The 8,414-nt window shown below is 66.7% G+C and carries 11 protein-coding genes and 1 pseudogene; 6 read left to right on the forward strand and 6 right to left on the reverse strand.

Annotated features, from left to right (window positions below):
• Positions 1 to 968, reverse strand: a 968-nt coding sequence (locus JHC99_RS15455) for a nitrilase-related carbon-nitrogen hydrolase (RefSeq protein ID WP_292155353.1), incomplete at its 3' end; no start/stop codon positions are given.
• Between the two features lie 206 nt (positions 969 to 1,174).
• Between JHC99_RS15455 and ftsY the strand changes: the two genes are divergently transcribed.
• The 4 genes from ftsY (at position 1,175) to JHC99_RS15475 (ending at position 4,008) form a co-directional block, all read left to right on the forward strand.
• Positions 1,175 to 2,128 carry a signal recognition particle-docking protein FtsY gene (ftsY, locus tag JHC99_RS15460; protein ID WP_292155364.1) on the forward strand — a complete coding sequence of 318 codons (954 nt, stop codon included), beginning with the start codon at positions 1,175 to 1,177 and terminating at the stop codon, positions 2,126 to 2,128.
• 166 nt (positions 2,129 to 2,294) lie between these two features.
• Entirely contained in the window at positions 2,295 to 2,987 is a 693-nt protein-coding gene (locus JHC99_RS15465) for a septation protein IspZ (protein ID WP_292155354.1), read from the forward strand.
• A 109-nt stretch (positions 2,988 to 3,096) separates the two neighbouring features.
• Positions 3,097 to 3,744: a MarR family winged helix-turn-helix transcriptional regulator gene (locus JHC99_RS15470; RefSeq protein WP_292155356.1), complete on the forward strand. Its 648-nt coding sequence runs from the start codon at positions 3,097 to 3,099 to the stop codon at positions 3,742 to 3,744.
• A 90-nt stretch (positions 3,745 to 3,834) separates the two neighbouring features.
• Entirely contained in the window at positions 3,835 to 4,008 is a 174-nt protein-coding gene (locus JHC99_RS15475; protein WP_292155357.1) for a hypothetical protein, read from the forward strand.
• 24 nt (positions 4,009 to 4,032) lie between these two features.
• Here the strand turns inward: JHC99_RS15475 and JHC99_RS15480 are convergent, their stop codons facing one another.
• The 5 genes from JHC99_RS15480 to dapE all read right to left on the reverse strand — a co-directional run bounded on the left by JHC99_RS15480 (position 4,033) and on the right by dapE (position 7,692).
• Positions 4,033 to 4,257: a hypothetical protein gene (locus JHC99_RS15480; protein ID WP_292155358.1), complete on the reverse strand. Its 225-nt coding sequence runs from the start codon at positions 4,255 to 4,257 to the stop codon at positions 4,033 to 4,035.
• A 322-nt stretch (positions 4,258 to 4,579) separates the two neighbouring features.
• A complete protein-coding gene (locus tag JHC99_RS15485; RefSeq protein ID WP_292155359.1) occupies positions 4,580 to 5,164 on the reverse strand; it encodes a DsbE family thiol:disulfide interchange protein in 585 nt (194 codons plus the stop codon).
• Complete coding sequence (ccmD, locus tag JHC99_RS15490; RefSeq protein ID WP_292155360.1) at positions 5,161 to 5,400, reverse strand: heme exporter protein CcmD; 240 nt, start codon at positions 5,398 to 5,400, stop codon at positions 5,161 to 5,163. Before ccmD ends, JHC99_RS15485 begins: the two co-directional genes overlap by 4 nt.
• A 3-nt stretch (positions 5,401 to 5,403) precedes the next feature.
• Positions 5,404 to 6,123 carry a heme ABC transporter permease gene (locus JHC99_RS15495; protein WP_292155366.1) on the reverse strand — a complete coding sequence of 240 codons (720 nt, stop codon included), beginning with the start codon at positions 6,121 to 6,123 and terminating at the stop codon, positions 5,404 to 5,406.
• Between the two features lie 327 nt (positions 6,124 to 6,450).
• Positions 6,451 to 7,692, reverse strand: a complete 1,242-nt coding sequence (gene dapE / locus JHC99_RS15500; protein WP_292155362.1) for a succinyl-diaminopimelate desuccinylase — start codon at positions 7,690 to 7,692, stop codon at positions 6,451 to 6,453.
• A 53-nt stretch (positions 7,693 to 7,745) separates the two neighbouring features.
• Between dapE and JHC99_RS15505 the strand changes: the two genes are divergently transcribed.
• Positions 7,746 to 8,237 carry a cupin domain-containing protein gene (locus tag JHC99_RS15505; protein WP_292155363.1) on the forward strand — a complete coding sequence of 164 codons (492 nt, stop codon included), beginning with the start codon at positions 7,746 to 7,748 and terminating at the stop codon, positions 8,235 to 8,237.
• Positions 8,234 to 8,414, forward strand: a pseudogene (locus JHC99_RS15510) (hypothetical protein); the annotation flags it as partial. The gene JHC99_RS15505 and the pseudogene JHC99_RS15510, both read left to right, overlap by 4 nt.

An 8,414-nucleotide genomic window follows, 5' to 3' on the forward strand; every position in this document is an offset into this window, starting at 1 on the left:
CTTGAGGTGGAGTGGCTATGAGCTATGAAAGCCTCCACGTGGATATCGCCAGCACTCAACTCCGATTTGGCGCAATCTGCGAAGGTGCCTGTTCGGAGTCGTTCTAGTCCGATGCGCTCGACGTCGATGTCGGCAATGGTTAGGTGCGATTCCATTGAGAAACGGGGGCCTGCGACAAGTTTGGCGCCGAGCTCGTGGATCGTCGCCTGACCGTCCCAGGCGAGATCAGTGGTGCTTTCGCCCCAGCCCGAAGCCGTGAAGACATAGGCGGCCATCGCGCGCGCCGATTGGCTGGCGCAGAGCAAGGCCCGATCGTCCGATTTACCAATGAGGATGTTTGAAGCAGAAAGATTCAGCAGGATGCGAGCACCGGCCAGGGCCTGACGGGTCGAAGGCGGCAATGGTGCCCAGAAGTCCTCGCAAATCTCTATTCCGAACACGAACCCCGGATGGTTGGACGCGCCGAAGATGAAGTCCGCGCCGAAAGGTCCAGACAGTTCGCCAATCCGGACGTCGCCATACCACTCGTCGAGCCCGATGGCCGAAGCGAACCATCGCTTCTCGTAGTATTCCCGGTAGTTCGGCAGATAGGTCTTCGGCACGATGCCAAGGATGCCGTCAGATCCAAGGGCGACGGCGCAGTTGAAAAGACGGTCACCGATCCGGATTGGTGCCCCGATAACCGAGATGACCCCCGTCTCTGCTGTCACCTTCGCCAACACCCCGATCTGCCGCTCCACCTCATCCAGCAACGCCGCCTGCATGTGCAGATCGTCGATGGCGTAGGCGCTCAAGGATAGTTCGGGGAAGACGATCAGGTCGCAGCCCTGCTCGCCTGCCTGCCGGATCAGGGCCTCGTGTTCGGCTGCGTTGGCTTTCGGGTCGGCGATATGGACCACCGGGGTCGCGGCGGCGACCCGGACGAAGCCGTGGGTGCGGGCGCTGAAGAAGGGGTGGGTCTCGGGCATAATCAGTTCCGCTCATCCCGGCGAAAGCCGGGACCCAGTGCTTTTGTAGGGCACGGCGTGTGGGATCGCCACTGCGTGCAACTTGATCGTCTCATCGCCCAAAGACCTGGGTCCCGGCTTTCGCCGGGATGAGCGGATATTTCACGGATGGTCTGATTGTCACTCCGAACGTGACCTTTGATCCGGCGATGGCTAAAGCCCTGCCTATGAACGACACCCCCAAGAAGGGCTGGTTCCAGCGTCTGTCGGACGGTCTGGCGCGGTCCTCCAAACAGATCACCGAGACGGTCGTCGGCGGCATGACGAAGGAGCCGCTCGACGAGGCGGCGCTGGAGCGGCTGGAGGAGCATCTGCTCGAGAGCGACCTGGGCCCCGCCGCCACCGACCGGATCGTCGAACGCTTCCGCGCCCTGCGCTTCGGCAAGGTCTCGGACGAGCGCGAGGTCAAGGAGGCGCTGGCGGAAGCCGTCGCGGCCGAGCTGTTGCCGCGCCAGGCGACCTTCGATCCGCTGGGCCCCGACGGCGTGGCGGGGGGGATCAAGCCCTATGTCGTGCTGTTCGTCGGGGTGAACGGATCGGGCAAGACCACGACGCTCGGCAAGATCGCGGCCGATCTGACGGGCAAGGGCGCCAGGGTGATGATCGTCGCCGGCGACACCTTCCGCGCCGCCGCCCGCGAACAGCTGAAGGTCTGGGCCGAGCGGGCCGGGGCCGATTTCGAGAGCCGCCGCGACGGCGCCGACCCCGCCGGGCTGGCCTTCGACGCCTATACCAAGGCCCGGGCCGAGAACTATGACGTGGTCCTGATCGACACCGCCGGTCGGCTGCAGAACAAGTCGGCCCTGATGGACGAACTGCTCAAGATCGTGCGGGTGCTCAAGAAGATCGAGCCGGACGCGCCGCACGAGACCCTGCTGGTGCTCGACGCCACCGTGGGGCGCAACGCCCTGGCCCAGGAACAGATCTTCGGGCGCACCGCCTTCGTCTCGGGCATCGTGATGACCAAGCTGGACGGCACGGCGCGGGGCGGGGTCCTGGTGCCCGTGGCCCAGGCGTCGGATGCGCCGCTGAAGCTGATCGGGGTGGGCGAGGGGATCGAGGATCTGCAACCCTTCGACGCCCGCGCGTTCTCTCGTTCACTCGTCGGGCTGGAGGATTAAGCTTGTTCTCTTCCGCTCATCCCGGCGAAAGCCGGGACCCAGTCCTTTGGGCGATCCAGCGTAAAGTCGTTGCTCGGCCTGTTGATCCCGGCGCCTCTGCTCAAATTCAGAACTGGGTCCCGGCTTTCGCCGGGATGAGCGGAGTTGTTTTGGAGTTCTCGCGACCATGATGGATCCGATCAATCCCGGCACCCCTGAGAAAAAGCCCCCCACCTGGGTGCGTCAGGTGGTGGATTTCGGGGCGCTGGCGGCCTTCGCGGCCGTGTTCCTGTTCTTCCGGCTGAGGGGGATGGAGGGTTCCGAGGCCCTCGTCCAGGCGACCTGGGGGCTGGTGGCCGGGTCGGCGGTGGCCATCGCGGTGGGGCTGCTGGTCGAGAAGCGGCTGGCCCTGATGCCGCTGCTCGTTGGCGGGTTCGCCCTGGTGTTCGGGGTGCTGACCCTGGTCTTCCAGGACGATCTCTTCGTGAAGCTGAAGGTGACGGTGCTGAACGCGTCCCTGGCCGTGGCCCTGCTGGGAGGGGTCTGGCTGAAGAAGGAGCCGCTGAAGGCGCTGCTTGGGTCGGTCATTCCGGTCAACGACCGGGCATGGCGCATCCTGACGATCCGGTACGGATTCTTTTTCGCGGCGGTCGCCATCGTGAACGAACTGGTCCGGTCCGAGGCTCTGGTGGGCTGGGCGACCGGGCGGATGGGCATGACCGATGTCGATCCCGCCGATGTCTGGGTCAGCTTCCGCGGCGTGCTGTGGATCGCCTCGTCCGCCTTCGGACTGGCCAATGTGCCGCTGATCATGAAGAATCTGGTGTCGGACGCGCCGGTCGATCCCACGGCGCCCATCGAGCCCGAGGTGATACCGTAGAGCCAGGTGACCCGCAGGGTCTCTGGCAAAGCTGTCGCGAAACCGTAAAGCCTCGCTGATAACCCTCCGTCCACGGTAGAGGCATAGTTTGTCTCAGGGGAAATCGACCATGGTGAAGTCCGGCAAGTCGAAGCGCAGCGGGGCCTTGGCCGAATCCCCGAGCCATCTGATGCACCGGGTGCTGCAACTGGCCCTCGACATCTATTCTGACGAAGCCGGCGCCGACGGCCCGACCCAGCGCCAGTTCGCGGTGATGGAGGCGGTTTCGGCCAAGTCCGGCCTGACCCAGACCGATCTGGTGCGGGCCACCGGCATCGACCGCTCGACCCTGGCCGACCTGGTGGCCCGGATGACGACCAAGGGGCTGCTGGAGCGGGAGAAGTCGACGATCGACGCACGCGCCAAGGCGGTGAAGCTGTCCGAGGCCGGAACGGCCCTGCTGGAGGCCGCGCGGCCCCGCGTGGAGGCGGCCGACCGGCGCATCCTGGCCCTGCTGCCCAAGGGCAAGCGCGAGGGATTCATCGAACTTCTGTCGGACCTGGCCAATGCCGCCGACGCCGCCCCCGACCTGGCCAAGGCCGAGGCCAAGGCGGCCAAGAAGGCCCAGAAGGAGGCTCGGAAGGCCGAGAAGCTGGCGCGCAAGGCGGACGGCACCGACAAGGCTGCGCCCGGCGACCCTGAGGCCCGGCCTGTGAAGAAAGAAAAGAAGCCCAAGAAGACCAAGGCGCCGGTCGTGGTGGTCGAACCCGTTTCCTGACGAAGGCCCCCCGACGGCCGAGGCTTTACAGTCGGGCGCGATGGGTACAGATTTCCTCTCAGGCCGCCGAAGAGCGGTCGGGAGGTTACAATGGCTGTTCTCGACTGGATCGTCGATTTCGTGTCGCCCGGAGTCTGTCGGTCGCGACCGGGTGAACCCCGGATCCTGGCGGTCGATATGTGCCCGGTGACCTATGGCTACTGGTTCGTCGAGGAAGACGCCGAGCCGGCGGTGGCCGAAGCCGAGGCCGCGCCCGTCAACTGACGCCGGCCTTGTCGGCGCGGACGTTCAGACCCTGATATCGAGAAGACTGCCCGGCCGGACGGGGCGATCGCCCTGCGCGGCTTTTGGCGTTTCGGCGGCAGCCGGCGTGGAAGCGCCGGGCGTCTGGGCATAACCGCCGACCTGGGCCATGGCGGCGCGGAAGAAGTCGGCCTGGGCCGCGCGGACGGCCGGGGCGGCACCCTGTGACGGGGTCGGAATCGCGGGCAGGTCGGGACGGATCGTGCTCATGCGCTATGGTTAACGCGCGTCGGGCGGAAAAGGGTTAACGCCGGTGTTGGCGGGCCGAAGCGACGGTCGCTCCGACGGAAGCCTGCGGTGTAGATGCCAGGTTCATCACAAAGAACACCAAGGGATCACCAAGGACACGACGAGACCGAAGAGGTTCGAGGTGGCGACCGGCAATCCGATATGTGCCCGGAATGAAGGGCGGCTTTGCCGCCATTTCGCTTCTCGGTGAGACCGCGCTCGATGGGTACAGTCCGCAGCGACGTGTGCGATCTCTTGGTGATCTTCGTGATCCCTTGGTGTCCTTTGTGATGAACCCTCTCGCCTATTGCGCCGGTCGAGACCGTTCGGTCGCTGTGGGCGGCAGGCGGGGCGGGGCGACCGCCAACGCGGCGACAAGGCGGTCGACGTCGGCGTCGGTCAGCAGCGGCCCCGAAGACTTGGCGACGACCCGGCCCATGGCATCGACCGCGAAACTCTCGGGCACGCCCGAGACGCCAAGATCGAGACCCGCCCGACCCTCGCGATCGACCAGCACCATGGCATAGGGGTCGCCCAGTTCATCGAGGAAGGCCTGGGTCGCTTCAGGCTCGTCCTTGTAGGCCACGCCGACGACGGCGATCCCGCGCTCTTTCAGCGCCAGCAGCCGGGGATGCTCGATCCGGCACGGCGCGCACCAGGAGGCGAACAGATTGACGATCATCGGACGGCCGACGCCGGCGGTGCGGATGTCCACGTTCTGGGGCCCCGCAACGCCGTCGGAAAGGATGGGAAGAACGGTCTCGGGCACGGTCTGGCCGACGGCAGCGTCGGGCTTGTAGGCGGGGTCGCGCTTCAGCGACCAGCCGATGAACAGGGCGGTCAGGGCGACGAGGGCCACCAGCGGTATTACCGCGAGCCAGCGGTTCATTGTTTGGGCCCTACCGGGCTTCGCCCTGCTTGAGGGCCGGTTTCTTGCCCTACCGCGCTCTGCGCGACTTGAGGGAGGCCTTCGGCGGCGTCCTCTTTGTCGAGCGCGCGAAGTTCGGCCTTCCAGCGCCGCGCGGCGACGGCGACGCGGACGACGAGGCCGACCAGCACCAGGGCGCTGATGGCCCAGGCGGGCCAGACGAAGGCGGCATAGGGGGTCATGTCGAGATCGGGCATCGCCTATGCTCCCACGGCGGCGCGGGCGCGCAGGGTCAGGACGCGGCGACGGGTCACTTCGGTGCGGATCGCCGTCAGCCAGATGGCCACGAACAACGCCCCATAGGCGGCCATCATGGTCAGCAGGGGCGCGAGGAAGACCGGATCGAGGCTCGTTCCGCCTGCGCGCAGCAGGGACGCCGGCTGATGCAGGGTGTTCCACCAATCGACCGAGAATTTGACGATCGGCAGGTTGATGAGCCCGACCAGCCCGAGGACTGCGGCGGCGCGCCCGGCCTTTGTCTCGTCGTCGATCGACGAACGCAGCGCCATGTATCCGAGGTAGAACAGGAACAGCACCAGCACGCTGGTCAGCCGCGCGTCCCAGACCCACCACGTCCCCCACATCGGCTGCGCCCACAGCGCGCCGGTCACCAGGGCGAGCGCGGTGAAGGCCGCGCCCGGCAGGGCGGCGGCGCGGGCTGCGGCATCGGCCAGGGGGTGGCGAAACACAAGGGCGAAGAAGCTGGAAACGCCGAGCGCCGCATAGACGATCGTGCCGAGCGACGCGGCCGGGACGTGGACGAACATGATCCGTACCGTATCGCCCTGCTGATAGTCGCCTGGCGCGGTGAAGCTGAGCCAGGTTCCGACGGCCAGAAGCACGGCGGCGACGGCCCACAGCCAGGGGACCAGCGGGCCGGTGAAGCGCATGAAGCGGGCGGGGTTGGCGAGGCCGAACATGGCGGTTCGCTTACGCGCCACGCCCTTCACCGGCAAGCGCGCCGGTGGTCGCGGCATCGCGATCGCTTCAGCTTGACGATGGGCGACATGGGCAAGCTCATCTATGGCAGTGATGCGAGAAGACTATTTTCCTATCTCGCCCTTGCGGCTCGACTCCACTGTTCCCACCTGTCCCTTATGGTCTTTGAAATCATCGGACATCGCAGAACTGCAGCGTGGCGGTCAGTTTCGCCCTCGCCGTGCAAGTCGCTGATTTATTTAGAGCGGCCTTGGCGGTCTGGCGGTTTGGCGGCGTGTTTTTCAGACCGCCACCGCCATACGGACCCCTTAGCCTGAAGCGCTTGCCGGGGTCGCTGCGCTCCCCTTGGTAGCAGGGCCGAGCACGGACTCGATGATCCTTCGATAAGCGCCGGTCAGGGCCACGATCTCGTCCACCGGAACCCGTTCGTCGAACTGATGCATGGTCTGGCCGACCAGACCCAGCTCCAGAACCGGGCACAGGGCGCGGATGAAACGGGCGTCGGAGGTGCCGCCGGTGGTCGAGGCCTCTGGCCGGCGACCCAGCTCGGCCTCGACCGCGTCCTGGACCGCCGTGACGAACGGGCCGTGCGGGGTCAGGAAGGCCTCGCCGGAGCACATGTGCTCGAGCGTGATCTCCAGTCCACTCTCGGCCGCGACCCGGGCCGCCTCAGCGTCGATGCGGGCGATCAGGCCGTCGCCGGTCTGGGCCGGATTGAAGCGGATGTTCAGCCGGGCCTTGGCCTGTGCCGGGATCACATTGGTCGCGCCGTTGCCGATGTCGATGGTGGTGATCTCCAGGTTCGACGGCTGGAAGGCCTCGTAGCCGTCGTCGATCACCCAGGCGTCCAGCTGGGCCAGCAGCCGCACCAGCACCGGGGCCGGATTGGCCGCGCGGTGGGGATAGGCGACGTGACCCTGCCGGCCATGGACCGTGATCCAGGTGTTCAGCGAGCCCCGCCGGCCGATCTTGATCATGTCGCCCAGCAGGTTCTGCGACGACGGTTCGCCGACCACGCAGGCGTCGATGACCTCTCCTTCGGCCATCAGGGTCTCGACCACCCGCTTGGTGCCGTGCAGGGCAGGGCCCTCCTCGTCGCCAGTGATCAGGAAGGACAGCGATCCGCCCAAGTCTTGACCAGAACGTTCACCATCGGCCAGCACACCTGCGACCGCCGCGACCCAGGCCGCGATGCCGCCCTTCATGTCTGCCGCGCCCCGGCCATACAGGACCCCGTTGCGGATCTCCGCCTCGAACGGATCGGCGGACCAGCCCGTTTCCGCCCCCGTCGGCACGACATCGGTATGGCCGGCGAAACACAGGTTGGGGGATGCGGTGCCGCGTCGGGCGTACAGGTTCTCGATCCGGGCGTGGACGCCTTCGCCCCCCGGGCCCTCGAACGGCATTCGGCGACAGGTGAAGCCCAGCCCTTCCAGCACCCGTTGCAGCACATCCATGGCCCCGGCGTCGGCCGGGGTCACCGACGGGCGGCGGATCAGGGTCCGGGTCAGTTCGACAGGATCGATCACAGCATTTGATGCAGGGTTCATGGACCTATGCTTTAGGGACGTTGCGCGATTGCGAAAAGTGTCACGAGGACGCGTTGCCAAAGATCAATCTGGACGCCGCCCCGACCGGGCACGGGACATCCTATCCCGACGCCTTCGCCGGCCCATGCCTGCCGCGGCGTCGCTGGCGGCTGGGCGATGCGGCGGGGCTGGACCAATTCGGGGTCAATCTGTTGCGCCTGCCTGGCGGCGCCTGGTCCAGCCAGCGCCACTGGCATTTGTCCGAGGACGAGTTCGTCTGGGTGGTGTCGGGCGAGGTCGTGCTGGTCGAGGGTCTTGAGGGCGAGCCCATGACCGAGACCGTTCTGGTCGCGGGCGACTGTGCCGGGTTCAAGGCGGGCGTGCCGAACGGCCACCGGATCGAGAACCGTTCGGATGCCGAGGTGGTTCTGCTGGAGGTCGGGACGCGTAACCCGACCGGCGACGGGGCCGACTATCCCGGTATCGACATGGTCCTGCCGCTCGGCGCGGACCGCTACTTCCACCGGGACGGGACGCCGTACCCCAAGCAAGATCGGCGCACGTGAGTATCGAGACCCTGGACACCGGCCCCGTCGTTCCCCCCGTTCCGCCGGCACCGCCCGAAGGGCCCGCCAGCCCCTGGGGTATCCGGGATTTCCGTCTGCTGTGGTTCGGTCGGGTCATCGCCGTGCTGGCGATCCAGATCCAGTCCTCGGCCCTGCTGTGGCAGGTCTATGAGATCG

This window comes from Brevundimonas sp., from assembly GCF_016463485.1.
Lineage (GTDB): Bacteria > Pseudomonadota > Alphaproteobacteria > Caulobacterales > Caulobacteraceae > Brevundimonas.